The 16,204-nt window shown below is 38.7% G+C and carries 13 protein-coding genes and 1 tRNA gene; 12 read left to right on the forward strand and 2 right to left on the reverse strand.

The window, feature by feature from the left end:
* Positions 1-89 precede the first annotated feature (89 nt).
* The 7 genes from topA (at position 90) to JK629_RS06870 (ending at position 9,624) form a co-directional block, all read left to right on the forward strand.
* Entirely contained in the window at positions 90-2,606 is a 2,517-nt protein-coding gene (gene topA / locus JK629_RS06840) for a type I DNA topoisomerase (RefSeq protein ID WP_202337856.1), read from the forward strand.
* Positions 2,606-3,769 (forward strand): formimidoylglutamase, encoded by a 1,164-nt coding sequence (locus tag JK629_RS06845; RefSeq protein ID WP_202337857.1) that lies wholly within the window; start codon positions 2,606-2,608, stop codon positions 3,767-3,769. The genes topA and JK629_RS06845 overlap by 1 nt, the downstream gene beginning before the upstream one ends.
* A gap of 113 nt (positions 3,770-3,882) precedes the next feature.
* Complete coding sequence (porK, locus tag JK629_RS06850; protein WP_202337858.1) at positions 3,883-5,256, forward strand: T9SS ring complex lipoprotein PorK/GldK; 1,374 nt, start codon at positions 3,883-3,885, stop codon at positions 5,254-5,256.
* Positions 5,257-5,320: 64 nt separating this feature from the next.
* Positions 5,321-5,971 carry a type IX secretion system motor protein PorL/GldL gene (porL, locus tag JK629_RS06855; RefSeq protein WP_202337859.1) on the forward strand — a complete coding sequence of 217 codons (651 nt, stop codon included), beginning with the start codon at positions 5,321-5,323 and terminating at the stop codon, positions 5,969-5,971.
* 44 nt (positions 5,972-6,015) lie between these two features.
* Complete coding sequence (gene porM / locus JK629_RS06860; protein ID WP_202337860.1) at positions 6,016-7,578, forward strand: type IX secretion system motor protein PorM/GldM; 1,563 nt, start codon at positions 6,016-6,018, stop codon at positions 7,576-7,578.
* A 23-nt stretch (positions 7,579-7,601) separates the two neighbouring features.
* Positions 7,602-8,501: a type IX secretion system ring subunit PorN/GldN gene (gene porN, locus JK629_RS06865; RefSeq protein ID WP_202337861.1), complete on the forward strand. Its 900-nt coding sequence runs from the start codon at positions 7,602-7,604 to the stop codon at positions 8,499-8,501.
* Between the two features lie 79 nt (positions 8,502-8,580).
* Positions 8,581-9,624 (forward strand): NAD(P)/FAD-dependent oxidoreductase, encoded by a 1,044-nt coding sequence (locus JK629_RS06870; RefSeq protein WP_202337862.1) that lies wholly within the window; start codon positions 8,581-8,583, stop codon positions 9,622-9,624.
* A 10-nt stretch (positions 9,625-9,634) separates the two neighbouring features.
* Here the strand turns inward: JK629_RS06870 and JK629_RS06875 are convergent, their stop codons facing one another.
* The gene (locus JK629_RS06875; protein WP_202337863.1) at positions 9,635-10,021 is read right to left on the reverse strand and encodes a DUF983 domain-containing protein; all 387 of its coding nucleotides are present in this window, start codon (positions 10,019-10,021) and stop codon (positions 9,635-9,637) included.
* Between the two features lie 59 nt (positions 10,022-10,080).
* On the opposite strand from JK629_RS06875, the gene JK629_RS06880 reads away from it, so the two are divergent.
* From JK629_RS06880 to JK629_RS06895, 4 genes are all read left to right on the forward strand, one after another.
* A complete protein-coding gene (locus JK629_RS06880) occupies positions 10,081-11,991 on the forward strand; it encodes an ABC-F family ATP-binding cassette domain-containing protein (protein WP_202337864.1) in 1,911 nt (636 codons plus the stop codon).
* 83 nt (positions 11,992-12,074) lie between these two features.
* A complete protein-coding gene (locus JK629_RS06885) occupies positions 12,075-13,802 on the forward strand; it encodes a patatin-like phospholipase family protein (RefSeq protein ID WP_202337865.1) in 1,728 nt (575 codons plus the stop codon).
* A gap of 5 nt (positions 13,803-13,807) precedes the next feature.
* Positions 13,808-13,990 (forward strand): CPXCG motif-containing cysteine-rich protein, encoded by a 183-nt coding sequence (locus JK629_RS06890; RefSeq protein ID WP_202337866.1) that lies wholly within the window; start codon positions 13,808-13,810, stop codon positions 13,988-13,990.
* Between the two features lie 47 nt (positions 13,991-14,037).
* On the forward strand, positions 14,038-14,391 hold the full coding sequence (locus JK629_RS06895) for a SpoIIAA family protein (protein ID WP_202337867.1): 354 nt from the start codon (positions 14,038-14,040) through the stop codon (positions 14,389-14,391).
* A 2-nt stretch (positions 14,392-14,393) separates the two neighbouring features.
* Here the strand turns inward: JK629_RS06895 and JK629_RS06900 are convergent, their stop codons facing one another.
* Positions 14,394-15,941, reverse strand: coding sequence for an AsmA family protein (locus tag JK629_RS06900; protein WP_202337868.1), 1,548 nt, complete (start codon positions 15,939-15,941; stop codon positions 14,394-14,396).
* A gap of 111 nt (positions 15,942-16,052) precedes the next feature.
* Here JK629_RS06900 and JK629_RS06905 point away from each other — a divergent pair.
* Positions 16,053-16,125, forward strand: a tRNA-Met gene (locus JK629_RS06905).
* Positions 16,126-16,204: the final 79 nt, after the last annotated feature.

A 16,204-nucleotide genomic window follows, 5' to 3' on the forward strand; every position in this document is an offset into this window, starting at 1 on the left:
TCATTGGTGTTAACAGTTGGCTAAATTTCAACCCCAAAAATTGTGTATTAAAAAATTCATATACTTTTGTACGCATAACAATTATGTATATGGCAAAGAATTTAGTGATCGTTGAGTCCCCAGCAAAAGCAAGAACCATTGAAAAATTTCTTGGGAAAGATTTCAAGGTTTCCTCCAGTTTTGGGCACATTGCAGATCTTCCGTCCAAGGAATTGGGCGTGGACGTGGAAGGGGATTTCACACCTAAATATATAGTGAGTAGTGACAAAAAGAAGTTGGTTACTGAATTAAGGGCACTCTCCAAAAAAGCCGATATGGTCTGGCTGGCAAGTGATGAGGACCGCGAAGGAGAAGCCATTGCGTGGCATTTGGCCGAAGAATTGAAGCTGGACAAAAACAAAACCAAACGTATTGTTTTTCACGAAATTACTAAATCTGCCATTTTAAAAGCCATTGAAAATCCGCGCCAAATTGATTATAATTTGGTAAACGCACAGCAGGCGCGCCGCGTGCTCGACCGTCTGGTGGGGTATGAACTTTCGCCCGTTCTTTGGAAAAAGGTAAAGGGCGGACTTTCTGCAGGCCGTGTGCAATCTGTTGCAGTAAGACTGATTGTGGAGCGCGAAAGAGAAATTGAAGCTTTCACTCCGGTGGGGTCCTATAGAATTGATGCTGAATTTACTACTGCTGACGGTAGTAAATTCAAGGCAAAACTTCCCAAGAATTTTGATACAGAAGAAGAAGCCCGTGAGTTCCTTCGGAAGAATCTGGGTGCCGAGTATAAAATTTCAGATTTAACAAAAAAACCTGCCAGCAAAAGTCCTGCGGCGCCTTTTACCACCTCCACTTTGCAACAGGAAGCCGCGCGAAAACTCTATTTTTCAGTAGGAAAGACGATGACCATAGCCCAAAGGCTCTACGAAGCTGGGCTTATAACCTATATGCGTACCGACAGCGTCAACCTTAGCAACGATGCAAAAAACGCAGCACAAAAAGAAATAGTTTCTTCATACGGAAAAGAATACAGCAAACCCCGGGATTACAAAGGTAAGAGCAAGGGCGCGCAGGAAGCACACGAGGCCATACGGCCAACCGATATGAGCCAGCACACCATTTCTGGCGATTATGACCAAGCTCGTTTATACGATTTAATTTGGAAACGCACACTGGCTTCGCAAATGAGCGATGCACAATTGGAGCGAACCAATGTGAAGATTGATGTGCTTTCCAAAGAAAAAGTTTCAGAAAACTTTACTGCAAATGGTGAAATGATAAAGTTTGACGGTTTCTTAAAAGTGTATTTGGAAGGAACCGATTTTGAGGAAGAAGAGCAGGAAGGCATGCTGCCAAATATGAAAAAGGGCGATTCACTCGAAAATAATTACATCACCGCGACGGAAAGGTTTACTCGTCCACCGTATCGCTACACGGAGGCTTCTTTAGTGAAACAATTGGAAGAACTCGGCATTGGCCGGCCTTCAACCTATGCGCCTACCATTTCCACAATTATCAGCAGAAATTATGTTGAAAAAGGAACTGTAGAAGGGGTAGAGCGAAAATATCTTCAGCTTACACTTCAAAAAGAAAACATAAAAGACAAAACATTAACCGAAACTGTTGGCAGTGACAAAGGAAAATTGGTTCCCACTGATATCGGGATGATCGTGAACGACTTTTTGGTTGATCATTTTGAAAATATTCTCGATTATAATTTCACTGCAAAAGTAGAGCAGGATTTTGACGACATCGCAGAGGGCAAAGAGGAGTGGACGAAGATGATGAAAGATTTCTACGGAAAATTTCACCCAAGGGTTGAACACGTTGAAGAAAACGCAGACCGCGAAAGTGGTGAGCGTATTCTTGGCGAAGACCCCGAAACTGGAAAAACCGTTTTGGTTCGCCTCGGAAAATATGGCCCGATGGCGCAGATTGGCGCACCTGATGATGAGGAAAAGAAATTCGCAAGCCTTCGTCCCGACCAGCAATTGCACTTGGTTACTTTTGAGGAAGTAATGGATTTGTTTAAGCTCCCGAAGACTTTAGGCATTTATGAAAAAGAAGAAGTTGAGGTGAATAACGGCCGCTTTGGGCCGTACGTGCGTTTCGGTAAAACCTTTATTTCGCTTCCGAAGGGAATGGACCCACTGGATGTGGATATGGCCTTTGCAAAAGAGTTGATTGAAGAAAAGAAAAAGGCCGACGCACCTATATATATGTATGAGGATTTGCCAGTTCAAAAAGGAGTGGGGCGTTTTGGTCCTTTTATAAAATGGAACAATATGTTCATAAACGTGAACAAAAAATACGATTTTGACAATCTTTCCGACGAAGATATTGAACAGCTTATCGAAGATAAAAAACAAAAAGAAATCGATAAATTGATAAACGAATGGCCGGAAGAAAAAATACGAATTGAAAAAGCACGTTGGGGGCGTTTCAATTTAATAAAAGGAAAAACAAAGGTAGAATTACCCAAAGGTACCGAAGCTGACAAAATAACTTTAGAAGAAGCGAAAGACCTGCTGGCAAGGAAAAGCCCAAAAAAGAAATCTACCACAAAAAAGAAAACCGCAACTAAGAAAAAAACCACGGCCAAGAAAAAATAATGATAGAATTTTTATCCCCAGTTTCTAAAAAAATATTGGCACACCGGGAAATTCTGCCTCCGGGAACCTTGGGAAAACTAATTGAAGCCCATTCTAAAACCGGTGAATTACCTAATTTAAAGAATGTGAAATTTGCCCTTCTTGGAATTAAGGAAAACCGAGACGATGTAAATTTTATTGGAGGGGAAATATCTTTTGATGCCTACCGAAAAGCGATATACTCGTTGTACCCAGGCAATTGGAGCCACAAAATAATTGATCTAGGCGATATTGAAAAGGGCCAATCGGCTGTAGACACACGCTTTGCTGCCAAAGAAGTGATTTCTGCCCTTTTGAAAAAAAACATTGTGCCCATTGTGTTGGGTGGAAGTCAGGATTTGGCCTTTTCGCAATATCGGGCTTATGACGGCTTGGAGGGAATGGTAAACATAGTGAACATAGACAATCGATTTGACCTTGGAAATGCTGAGTTGCCAATTTCAAATAAATCCTATGTCGGGAAAATGGTGGTTGAACAGCCCTATAACCTTTTTAATTACAGTGTTCTGGGCTATCAATCCTTTTTTAATGCTCCCCAAGAAATCGTTTTAATGGATAAACTTTTTTTTGATGCCTATCGTTTGGGGGAGATAACCGCAGATATAACCTCTGTAGAACCCATAATGCGTGATGCTGATATGGTAACTCTGGATGTTACAGCAATAAAAAGCACAGAATTAAGTTATAAAAACAACGAAAGCCCTAATGGTTTTGACAGTCGGGAGATATGTGCAATAGCCCGATATGCCGGTATAAGCAATAAAGTAAAGTCATTTGGCGTTTACGAATTGAGTGATTCCATAGAAAGCAAAAGTGGAGCAATGCTTGTTGCGCAAATACTTTGGTACTTTATAGAAGGTTATAATTTCAGGGTTGAGGATGATGATTTTGACAATGAAAATCTTTTTACCACCTATAAAGTTCCCATTGATGATGAGGTGTTGGAATTTAAAAAAAGCAATAAAACAGAAAGGTGGTGGATAGTTTTACCATTTCTTTCAAATGTTAATAATAAATTAAAAAGAAGAACGTTATTACCTTGCACTTATGGCGAATATTTGGGTGCATGCAATCAGGAAATTCCTGAACGGTGGTTAAAAGCCCGCCACAAAAATGAAGTATAATCAAATAACACAAGTAAAAACGGGGATCAAGGGTTTTTCAAAAAAAAATTGTTTTTTTGGAATTTTATAGATAGGTTTACGCCCTTGAATCTCGAAATTTAACCTAAATACCTATGAAGAAGTTTATTGCATTAACTGCGATCGTTGCCTTTTTGTTCAGTTGTAACTCCGGAGACCGGGGAGAGCTGGTTGGGGCAAAAGGTAAAAAATGGTATCCTCAAAAGCCTTACGGAATGACACTTATCCCTGGTGGATCCTTCATCATGGGTAAGAGTGATGATGATTTTGTTGCCATTAATGATGCGCCAACAAAGACCGTGACCGTTCGATCTTTCTATATGGACGAAACCGAAATAACCAATGCCGAGTACCGTCAATTTGTTAATTGGGTGCGAGATTCTACTGTAAGACTACGTTTGGCAATTATGGCCGATGAGGTAGGAGCAACTCCTGGAGATGGCGGAATTGGAGAATTTGCTTTTGTTGACCAAGAAAACGAAGAAATGACCCCTTACCAACAATATATGTACGACAATTATTTCGGTATGGGTGAAGATTATTATGCCGGTAGAAAACTCAACGATAATGTAGACTTGATTTGGGATACATCAGAATACCCAGATGAATATTATTCTGAAGTAATGGATACTATGTATATTCCTACCGAAGAAGCATATAACGGCCAGCGTACCATTGACGTTAGCAAATTGAATTTTCAATATACCTACATGGATATTGAGTCTGCTGCACGTGACAAAACCAAGAGAAGAAAAGATTTCATCAAAAAAGAAGAATTGAACATTTATCCTGATACTACGGTATGGATTAAAGATTTCAACTATTCCTATAATGAACCAATGCACAATGACTATTTCTGGCATGAGGCTTACGGGGACTATCCGGTTGTGGGAGTAAATTGGAAACAAGCCAAGGCATTCTGTGCTTGGAGAACCCTTTATAAGAATTCTTATCAAAAATCAAAAAATAAAAATCATGTGAATTCTTTCCGTTTGCCTGGAGAGGCTGAATGGGAATATGCCGCACGTGGCGGTCTGGAATCTGCAACCTACCCTTGGGGAGGGCCTTATGCTAAAAACGACCGTGGTTGTTTTATGGCTAATTTTAAACCTTTGCGTGGGGATTATGCTGCTGACCAAGCCCTTTATACCGTAGAGGCAGATGCTTATGAGCCCAATGATTTCAACCTGTACAATATGGCAGGAAACGTTGCTGAGTGGGTGGCTTCTTCGTATGACCCTGCTTCTTATGATTACACTTCTACTATGAACCCAAACGTGAACGATCCAAATAATATGCGAAAAGTGGTGCGTGGCGGTTCTTGGAAAGATGTTGCTTATTTCCTTCAAGTAAGTACCCGTGATTACGAATATGCAGATTCTGCTCGAAGCTATATAGGCTTCAGAACTGTACAAGATTATATGGGTACAGATGTTACCTTAAATCAAAACTTTGGCGATGCTCGCTAATATTCCCTTATTTACTAAACTGAATTAACCTTAATCAAAACTCTCAACTAAAAATTTAAGTATTATGGCACAATCAAGATCATCAAAAAAATTATTTAATATGGCCTATGGCCTCGGGGCATCTATTGTAATCTTAGGAGCACTTTTCAAAATTCTTCACTGGGAATTAGGCCCATTAAATGGAGGACTTCTCTTGGCAATCGGTCTTATTACTGAGGCAATAATTTTTGCAATTTCCGCTTTTGAGCCAGTAGATGACGATTTGGATTGGTCTTTGGTTTATCCAGAATTGGCTGGAGGCGCCGCAAGCACCAAAAAGGCTACGAAAGAACCAGAAGACGCTCAAGGACTTTTGTCTAAAAAACTAGACGAAATGCTTAAAGAGGCCCGTATCGATTCCGAATTGATGAACAGCCTTTCAACCAGCATCCGTTCTTTTGAAGGCGCAACGAAAAGTATGGCCCCTACTGCGGAAGCTATGAACTCCACTAAAAAATATAGTGAGGAAATGGCCCTTGCAGCAGCACAAATGGATTCATTGAACAGTCTGTACAAAGTACAAATTGAATCTACAAGCCGTCAAGCGGAAGCTAACCAAGCGGTTGCTGAAAACGCGGAACAACTAAAACAACAAATGCAGCACTTGGCTACCAACCTTTCTTCATTGAACGGGGTTTACGGAGGTATGCTTTCTGCAATGACTAATAGAAACTAAGATAGGTTTTCACCTTAATTATTAATCTTTAAAAAAGAATAAAAATGGCAGGAGGAAAACTATCCCCAAGGCAGAAGATGATTAACCTGATGTATCTGGTTTTCATCGCAATGCTTGCACTGAATATGTCCAAAGAAGTATTATCGGCTTTTGGATTACTTAATGAACGATTAACAGAATCTAACAACGCTTCCGAGGCAAGAAATACTGCCTTTATGGAAAGTCTTGCAACCAAAGCTTCTGAACAACCTGAACAATATGGTGCGGTAAAAGAAAAAGCTGACAGAATAAGCGCTATTTCAAGTGAGTTTGATTCTTATATTGAAGGTGTTAAAAGTGATATGATGAGCACTGTTAAGCCTGAAGATGCCCAAGATTACGAAGTTCAAGATAAGGCAGACTTTCTTGATCAGAAGTTTTTCCAAGGAGATAAATTATCACCCGCAGGACAGGAGTTTGTTGCCCAAATTGACAAATACCGTGAAGGTGTTTTAAGTGTTATAGGTGATGATCCACGTTATCAAAGCATTGCCGCAGATGTTGCTAAAAAATTTGAAACACAACCGGTTGAACGTCGTGACGGTGTTAAAGTACCTTGGTTGAATTATCATTTTGAAGGGTTTCCTTTAGTAGCTTCAAGAACAAAAATGACGCAATTACAGAATGACGTAAAAACTACCGAAAACGAGATTCTTTCAAATATGCTGGCAGGCCAGCAAGCAGCTGCGCTTTCATTTACACAGTATAACACCCTTTTGGAATCCACCAAGTCTGCGTATTATGCCGGCGAAGAATTTGACGGTGGAATTGTGCTTGGACGTAAGGATCCAAATACAAGACCGAATCGTGTAGAACTTACATTAGATGGAAGACCATTATCTGAAGGACAATATGCAATTGAGAACGGTAAAGTGATGTTGAAGATTAGTGCCGGTTCACCTGGTGACCACAAAATTGAAGGAAATCTTATCTTCCTTGAAAACGGTGAAGAAAAAGAAATTCCTGTAAATGTAGGATTCTCAACTATTTCTAAACCAAACAGTGCAGTGATTGCTGCCGATAAAATGAACGTGGTGTACCGTGGTGTAGATAACCCAATGACGGTTTCTATTCCTGGTATTCCTGACAATAAAGTAGATGCACGCGCTCCAGGTCTTTCAAAAGTTTCTGGAAGTAAATACGTAATGCGTCCAGGTACGGGAAGAACAGTTACCATTACAGCTAGTGGAACACTGCCTAATGGAGATCGTATAAGTACACCGGCCGAATTCCGTATCAAGGATATTCCGGCTCCTGTAGGTGCTATTCGTGGTGAAACCGGAATTGTACGTATGGAACGTGGAGGACTTGAGATTTCTTCGATATCTGCAGTATTGCCAGATTTCGATTTTGATGTAAACCTAAATGTTTCAGGCTTTAGTTTTAAAGTTTCTGGACAACCAACCGTTCGTGTAAATGGAACAAAGCTTGATGCAGCCGCCAAAGGTGCGCTAAGAAGAGCTGGAAGAGGCGAGACTGTTCAAATTTTTGATATTAATGCAAGTGTTTCCGGTAGCGGAGTAATGCTTAAGAAAACGTCTCCAGTTATTATTGAATTGACAAACTAATATTTAGTATAAAACCCTATAGTATGAATTTGAAAAATGTTGTTTTATGTGTTTTTGGTTTTGGAATGGCCGCTGGTGCAAGTGCACAGGTGAACATTTTAAACGCTAAAACCCCTGAAGATATAGGCAAGAAGACCGAAGCGCAGATTGCTTATGACAATGATGAGCCGTTGCCTTATGGCTATACTGACGAGCGTGATGTGCTATGGTCCAAAACTACTTGGGAAATTATCGATCTTGATGAAAGAGTAAACTTTCCTCTGTATTATCCTATAGATACAAACAACATTGGAGCAGACAGGCGTTCGCTTTATGACGTTTTGGTGAAAAACATCAAAAACGGAAAAATTGAAAACGTTTACGCAGATTCATATTTTACTGAAAAACGTACACTTCAGGATATAGAAGCTTCTTTGGTTTACAGCGATACTACCGATTTAGGTATTGAGCAGTATAATGCTGAAGGAACCGTAGATCCTCAATACGTACGTCGTTTTTCATTGGATGCCGGTGATATAGAAGAATGGCACATTAGAGGCTATTGGTATCTAGACAAGCGTCAAGGCGAGCTAAAGTATCGTATGCTGGGAATTTGTCCCGTCGCAAATGAAGCACGTTCAAAAGCATTCCCAGAAGATGGAATTGATTCGAAGGTTGAGCTTTTCTGGGTTTGGTTCCCAGGCGCACGTGAAGTTTTACACGAGGCAAAAGCTTTCAACCGAAAGAATACATCGCAGCCTATTTCGTACGATCACTTGTTAAATTCGCGCCGTTTCAACGCCGTAATTTATAAAGAAGATAACGTACAGGGCGATAGGGATGTAAAAGATTACATCAATGATAATGCTCTTATGCAATTGCTGGAATCTGAAAGAATCAAAGAACAAATACGTAACATAGAAATAGATTTGTGGAATTATTAATCAATTAGTAAAACCATACTTTTAAAAAAACCCTTCAAATTTCATTTTCGGAAATTGAAGGGTTTTTTATATCACAATAATGATTGAAAAAGATTACATAATCGTAGGGCTCGGGATTGCAGGAATAACTTTGTGCGAACAGCTCCAAAACAAAGGGAAAAGCTTTGTGGTGATTGATAACGGCGCAGAAGGCTCCACGGCAAAGTCTGGCGGTGTTTTTAACCCAACAGTGCTTAAACGCTTCACAGCGGCTTGGAATGCCTCAGACTTTTTTCCTGTGGCAGTTAATTTCTACAAAACACTTTCAGATAAAATTGGAGAAGAATTCTTTATTAAAACCCCAATTTTGCGAGTATTTAAAAGTGTGGAAGAGCAGAACAATTGGTCTGTGGCAAGTGATAAAAAGGACCTTCGACAGTTTCTTTCCTCTGAGTTTTTAAAGAATAAAAACCCAGCCGTTAATGCTCCGTTCGGTTTCGGAAAGGTTTTGGGAACAGCCCAGATACAAACCGATATTTTACTTTCAGAATATCGAAATTTTCTTTTGAAAACAAATAATTTGGTTGCCGAAGTCTTTCAATACAAAGATGTGGTGCAAAAAGAAAACGGAGTGATTTATAAAAACATTTCAGCAAAGAAAATCATTTTCGCCGAAGGCGCAAAAGCGATTGAGAATCCCTTTTTTCCAAAACAGACTTTAATTGGGAACAAAGGCGAATATGTTATTATTTACGCCCCTGAACTTAAAATAGAGACGCTTTTAAAAGGCCCCGTGTATGTTATTCCTTTGGGAAAAGATCACTACAAAGTTGGTGCAACCTACAGCCGCGATGATTATAGTGTTGATGCTACTGAGGAAGCGAAAGAAGAAATACTTTCAAAACTAAAAACATTTATCAATTGCCCATTTGAGCTAGTAGGACAAACCGCTGGCGTAAGACCCACTACCAAAGACCATAGGCCCCTTTTGGGCAATTTAATTGAAAGTCCGAATTTAGTTTTCTTTAATGGGTTGGGCTCGCGCGGTTTTTTGATGGCACCCATGCTTTCGGAAATTCTTTTTAATTATTTGGAAAAAGAAACACCGCTTCCAAAAGAAATGGATATTACAAGAATGTTATAAAAGCCTGGAATTATGCTTTGGCCTTATTTTTGTCATACTTCATAAAAAAGTTGATCCAAATATTTCGGGATACCCTTAAAATAAGGGGAAGCATAATAACCAGAGTGACTATAATGGCAAGAAAGGTATAGTCTCTATCCAACCCGATAAAAAAATAGGCAATTATAAAGGCTGCAACCGCAATGGCCACACCCACCGCATAACTTACATACATTGCACCGTAAAAAAAAGAAGGCTCAATTTTGAATTTTGTGTTGCAATGGCTGCAACGTTCGTGCATTTTCAAGACTTTTGTGAGTTTGTAAGGATTGCGTTCCACGTACATTTCACCTTTATGGCACACTGGGCAAGTTCCCGTAAATATACTGTAGAGTTTGGAGCCTTTGAGGAATTGCATAATCGGTTTTTTTAGCAGTGCAAAATTAAGCATCTTTGCAGAAATTTTAGCGCTTTATAATGGTCAATATCCACAATTTATCGGTTTCCTTTCAGGGCGACTACTTGTTTGAGAAAATTACCTTTCAATTAAAACCCGGAGACAGGGTTGGTTTGGTAGGTAAAAACGGCGCTGGCAAATCAACGCTTTTAAAAATCATTGCCGGCGAGCAGGAATACGATAGTGGCCAAATAGCGACCGATAAAGAAATATCCATTGGTTTTCTGAAACAAGATATCGATTTTGAAAAAGGCCGAACTGTTTTGGAAGAATCTTACGAAGCTTTTACAGAAATCAAAAAGCTTGAAAAACAACTTGCTGAAATCAATACGCAATTAGCCGAGCGCACCGATTATGAAAGTGATGGTTACCATCAATTAATGGTTGATTTAAATGAGGTGCAACATCAATATGAAATCCACGGCGGTTACAATTACCAAGGCGAAACCGAACGTATTTTGCAGGGTTTGGGTTTTCAGCGGGAAGATTTTACAAAGCTCACCGAAACCTTTTCCGGCGGGTGGCGCATGCGTATCGAACTTGCCAAACTTCTGCTTCAAAACAACGATATTTTACTGCTGGATGAGCCTACAAACCACTTGGATATTGAATCTATTCTTTGGTTGGAAGAATTCTTAAAAGGATATGCAGGTGCCGTTGTAATCGTTTCCCACGATAAAATGTTTTTGGACAACGTGACCAATCGTACCATTGAAATTTCCCTTGGAAAAATTTACGATTTCAACAAGCCATACACCCAATATTTAATTCTCCGGAATGAACTGCGCGAGCAACAATTGGCGTCGCAGAAAAATCAGCAAAAGCAGATTGAACAGACTGAAAAATTGATTGATAAATTTCGCGCAAAGGCAAGTAAAGCCACGATGGCGCAGTCGCTCATAAAAAAATTGGACAAAATAGACCGTATTGAGGTAGATGAAGACGATAACAGTGTTATGACGCTGCGTTTTCCAGTTTCAATCACCCCTGGAAAAGTAGTTATTGAAGCCGAAAATATTTCAAAAAACTATGGCGAAAAAAATGTTTTGAATGGCGTGGACCTTTTGGTAGATCGCGACAGCAAAATTGCTTTTGTTGGTCAAAACGGGCAAGGGAAATCTACTTTGGCAAAAATAATTGTTGGTGAGATAGAATACGATGGGAAACTCACTTTGGGCCACAATGTGCAGATAGGTTATTTTGCGCAAAACCAAGCTGATTACCTGGACGGAAGCAAAACGGTACTCGACACGATGATTGATGCGGCCAATGAAAAAAACCGAAGCCGAGTCCGTGATATTTTGGGGTCTTTCCTTTTCCGTGGAGATGAGGTTGAAAAATTTGTACGTGTGCTGAGTGGGGGCGAACGAAACCGTTTGGCTCTGGCAAAATTGCTTTTGCAGCCTTTCAATGTTTTGGTGATGGATGAGCCCACAAACCACCTCGACATAAAATCCAAAAACGTATTGAAGGATGCGCTGAAAAGTTTTGAAGGAACTTTGCTTTTGGTTTCCCACGACCGTGATTTTCTGCAAGGATTAACCAATAAGGTTTACGAATTTAAAGACCACCACATCAAAGAATATTTGGGTGATATTGATTATTTCCTTGAACAGCGAAACCTTCAAAACCTTCGTGAAGCTGAAAAGAAGACGGTCGTTTCCGAAGTAAAAGAAAAGAGAAGCGCCGGCGAGGAATATGAAATTCAGAAAAAACTGAAATCGGTAAAAAATAAATTAAGCAATGTAGAATCGGCAATTTCATCTTTGGAAAAAGAGATTGCAACTATTGACACCGAACTTCTTATAAATTACGAAGAAACCATTGCCAAGCCACACTTTTTTGACAAGTATCAAGAAAAGAAAAAGAAACTCAAGAAGCTGATGGAAGAGTGGGAAGTGCTTCAGGAAACAGTGGAATCCCTATCCTAAAAACAGGGAAAATCCTATAAATTCTTTCGATTAATTATCTTAACTTGTTATTTTTTAATAAGTTAAAATTAATCGTGGGGATTATGGAAAACGAAAACACTTTCAAGCTTTGTATTACAATGGCAGGTGCCGTTTCTGCGGGGGCTTATACTGCTGGCGTTTTGGATTATTTAATTGAAACACTCGACCTGTGGGAAAAGGCCAAGGAGAAAAACAGAAAACTTGGAGTTGCACATCCAGATTATGATCACACCATCCCGATGCATCAAGTGGAGATTGACGTTATAAGTGGCTCTTCGGCTGGTGGTATTTCTGGCTCATTGACTTTTATGGCATTGGCTGACAAAAATTTCAAAAGCTTCAACAAAGACAATCCCACAGGAACCAATAACATTTTTTATAAAAGTTGGGTAGATATGGGCAACACTGCTGAAAATAGTACGGTTGATAAACTACTTAACAATAGTGATTTAAAGGAATATGGCGAAGTACGCTCTTTACTTAACACCCAAGCAATAGATGTAATTGCCGACGAAGCTCTGGCTGTACGCGAACAGCGTGAAATTCCCAAATATGCCTCAGACAGTCTTGACGTGATTTTGACTACTACCAATTTACGAGGCATTAATTTTATGGTAAATTTTGATGCAAGTGGCCGCGATACTTCTAAAGGTACGGTTATCACAAATCACGGAGGTTTTTTCAGGTATAAGCTAAAAAATGATAAATTCCCTACTGGAATACCCGAAAAGGAAGACGAACTGTACTATGTGCTTGATCTTTCAAACGAAACGCATCTTCAATATTTAAAGGATGCCACATTGAGTACTGCAGCATTTCCAATTGGTTTAAAATCACGGGAGGTTGCCATTTCAGCAGAATACATAAAACGGTATCCGAAATATTTGTTCAATAAATCCAAAGGCATCGAACCGCTTTTGCCCGAAGGCGCTATTTATAAATTTAACTCTGTGGATGGGGGCGTTATTAATAACGAACCCTACGGAATTGGACTGAAAGTTTTGCGGGAAAAGAACCCAAAAAGTATTGAAGCGTGCAAATACGGAGTAATAATGATAGATCCGTTTCCGAACAAAGATCACGACGTTGCTGAAAGTGGCAGCGGAATTATGAGCATAGCAGGAGGGCTTTTAAAAGCACTTCGCAATCAGGTAATGTTCAACCAGGATGGAATTTTGGACGCGCTGGATATGACAGACCGTACCAAATTTTTAATTGAGCCCATTCGTAAGATTGAAAAAGACGGGAAATGGGTTCGTCCAAAAAATGACTTGGCAGCTGCTCCCATCGGTGGATTTGCAGGGTTTTTGAGCCGAGATTTTCGGGAGCACGATTTTCAGTTGGGCAGAAAAAACTGTCAGGTTTTCTTACGATACTATTTTGCGGTAGCTTCCGAAGATATTGAAAAACGCTTAAGTATTGTTCCCAATAGTGCCATAAAAGATAGGTATCAATTTTCGGTGCCAGCAATGGACCCGAACGGAGAAAAATTCTTTCCAATTATACCCGATATGCGCGTGTTGCGAAATTTTGACAATCAGGTAGATAAAATCAACTATGGAAAGGATGCGGAAATTCAGGATTTACCGTACCCTAAATTATCTTTTTCTGAGTTTGAAAGCCGTTACAAATCCAAAATAAAGGATCGCATTGGATTGATTGTGAAACATTTGCTGAAAAATAAATTTCTTTCTTTTTTGGCCAATTTCTTTTACGCAAAAAACGCAGGTTATAAATTTGTAAAAGAGGCATTGGAAAAGGAACTTGGCGAAAATGACCTCTTAAAATAATAGTTATGTTCGAATATTTTTTTCAATGTCCCCACTGCTGGGAAGAGATTTCGATGTTGTTGGATACTTCTGTCCGACATCAAAAATATATTGAGGATTGTGAAATTTGTTGTAACCCCATTGAATTGGAAGTAACCTTCCAAGATGGCGAACTTATTGGCTTTTCAGCGAACAGTATTGGTCAGTAAGTTTTATTTTTTTAAATTTATGGAAACAAACCAACCCAGAACATCCTATGCTCTCCACATTTAGTCTTGCAGACAACATTATTGGTTTTATTATAGATGGTCCTTACAATGAAAATTCAGTTGATAAAATTCAAAATGAAGTTTTAGAGAAATTAGAATATTTTGATACCGTTAGTTTTTATATTGAAGATACTTCCAATGCTGAAATCTCGCTCAAGGCTGTATTGAAAAGCATTCCTTTTAAGATTAAGACCGGGAACCGTTTTGAAAAAGTGGCAGTAGTTACAGATCGGAAATGGGTACAGCTTTTTAGTTCTCTTGAGAAACTTTTTTTTAACGCCGAAATACGTCTTTTTAATTCAAAACAAAGGCTTGAAGCTATTCAGTGGATAAGCCATTAAAATTAGATCAGGATTTTTTTAAGGGCGTTTTTTATGTTCAGCCATAAAAAATTAAAAACAGATTTTGACTTGTTGCGCGTAGCTTCTGCGGTTCCTTCTTTGTAATATTCGTTTTTTTCTTGACTGTTTTTGGAGATAAAAATGTTTGCCACAGCAGATAGAAACTTATTTTTCTTTTCACCTTCATTTTGCAAAAGCAAAACCTTAAAATCTGAATATTTAATCTTCATATCTATTGTTGATGTATCATTATTACCATCAATTGTAAAATATGTTTGGTCGGTAGTGCCCTCCAATCTCACTTTTAAATTAGGCTCGGTAAAACTGTTAAGTCTATCTGCTACTAAGTGACCTACATCGGCACTGAATAGAAACTGATCATTTTTATTTTGTACATCAAAACTCCAATTTACAGAGATTGGCGTATTTTCCATAAAGTCGGCTTTTATCTTCGCTTCGGTTTTAGTGGGACTACTGTAGGTGTTGCTCACATTTGAGATGGATGCTTCAAGATTTTCAAAATTTATGGATCCGCCCATGTTTTCAGCCTTCTGTCGTTCTTCATAGATTATTTTCGCATCGCTAATTTTTAAAGAATCAATTGTTAGGTCAAAAGGTAGTTCACGTAACATTTTACTGTACAACGGTTTTGTTTTTGTTTCGTCTGCTACCAATTTATCCCTGTAAATTTCAAGCGATGGAGCAGACAAGGAAAGCAATTTGCTTTTTGCAAAGAAACGATTTTGGTTAAAGCCAAAATCAATTCCTTCAACTGAGAGGGATTTTAAGGAAAGGTCATAATGATCGCGTTCTTTTGAAATCAATTTTGAAAGCTCCCTTTTTGAATACTTAGTTTTTAAAATTAAATTTTCAAAAAATGCGTTTCGATTTTCAACGGTAAAATCTTTTACTGTAAGATTTTCATAGGGACTTACCTTCACAAAAACAGTATCGCTTTTTGCAGTATAACTTTTATATTCCAAAGGTATTTTGCGCTTTATTGTTTGGGCATCTATTTTTATTCCTTCAATAGCAACAGAAAGTCCCTTGGTATAAAGCTCTGTAGAGTCTTTTGCTTTTTCATAAATGGCAAATTTGGTATTGTTTACATTTAAACGATCAATTAGTATAGGCTTGTATACTGATAAGAAATCATTGTTTTGGGTACTTTCATTTTTTGCTATTCTATCTTGGTAATAAGCGATTGTAGGATTGGTGAGCGTGATTGCTTCTATATGAATTTCACTATTAAAGAGATAATCCCAGTAACTGATGTCAGAGATTTTAAGTTTTTCAACATTTACAAATGTATGCTTTGCGCCATTTTCTTTATTTTCTATTATTAGAGATGCATTTGTAATGGTAAGTGAACCACCAAAAGTTTCTACAGTAATGTCGTCATAAGCACGGATTATATTTTGCGGCAGGCGATCCTCGATGAAGTTTTCCAGCTTTTTTTTAAGGATAATGTTTACCGTTACCGTTCCAATTATAAACAATGCGCCCAAAGAGAGTACTGTATAAATAATTTTTTTAAATCCATTTTTCATAATTTAAATATAAGCAATGTTGAAAGGAAAAAGACAATGAAGTTTATTTTTAAAAAATTTGTCTTTCATCATTGGAAACTCTAAAAAGCTTTGTATCTTTGCCGTCCATATCGCGGGATAGAGCAGTAGGTAGCTCGTCGGGCTCATAACCCGAAGGTCACAGGTTCGAGTCCTGTTCCCGCTACAAAGAAAAACCTCCAATTTCAGGAGGTTTTTTTATGCCCGTTTTTAACTGCAAAAACAATTCTTTAACAACATTTTTA

Source organism: Aequorivita iocasae, from assembly GCF_016757735.1.
Taxonomy (GTDB): domain Bacteria; phylum Bacteroidota; class Bacteroidia; order Flavobacteriales; family Flavobacteriaceae; genus Aequorivita; species Aequorivita iocasae.

Excerpts from the sequence above, each read along its gene's own strand:
- topA (WP_202337856.1), top strand. The coding sequence starts at position 90 with ATGGCAAAGAATTTAGTGATCGTTGAGTCCCCAGCAAAAGCAAGAACC.
- porK (WP_202337858.1), top strand. The coding sequence starts at position 3,883 with ATGAAGAAGTTTATTGCATTAACTGCGATCGTTGCCTTTTTGTTCAGT.
- JK629_RS06895 (WP_202337867.1), top strand. The coding sequence starts at position 14,038 with ATGCTCTCCACATTTAGTCTTGCAGACAACATTATTGGTTTTATTATA.
- JK629_RS06845 (WP_202337857.1), top strand. The coding sequence starts at position 2,606 with ATGATAGAATTTTTATCCCCAGTTTCTAAAAAAATATTGGCACACCGG.
- porN (WP_202337861.1), top strand. The coding sequence starts at position 7,602 with ATGAATTTGAAAAATGTTGTTTTATGTGTTTTTGGTTTTGGAATGGCC.
- JK629_RS06885 (WP_202337865.1), top strand. The coding sequence starts at position 12,075 with ATGGAAAACGAAAACACTTTCAAGCTTTGTATTACAATGGCAGGTGCC.
- porM (WP_202337860.1), top strand. The coding sequence starts at position 6,016 with ATGGCAGGAGGAAAACTATCCCCAAGGCAGAAGATGATTAACCTGATG.
- JK629_RS06870 (WP_202337862.1), top strand. The coding sequence starts at position 8,581 with ATGATTGAAAAAGATTACATAATCGTAGGGCTCGGGATTGCAGGAATA.
- porL (WP_202337859.1), top strand. The coding sequence starts at position 5,321 with ATGGCACAATCAAGATCATCAAAAAAATTATTTAATATGGCCTATGGC.
- JK629_RS06890 (WP_202337866.1), top strand. The coding sequence starts at position 13,808 with ATGTTCGAATATTTTTTTCAATGTCCCCACTGCTGGGAAGAGATTTCG.
- JK629_RS06875 (WP_202337863.1), bottom strand. The coding sequence starts at position 10,021 with ATGCAATTCCTCAAAGGCTCCAAACTCTACAGTATATTTACGGGAACT.
- JK629_RS06880 (WP_202337864.1), top strand. The coding sequence starts at position 10,081 with ATGGTCAATATCCACAATTTATCGGTTTCCTTTCAGGGCGACTACTTG.
- JK629_RS06900 (WP_202337868.1), bottom strand. The coding sequence starts at position 15,941 with ATGAAAAATGGATTTAAAAAAATTATTTATACAGTACTCTCTTTGGGC.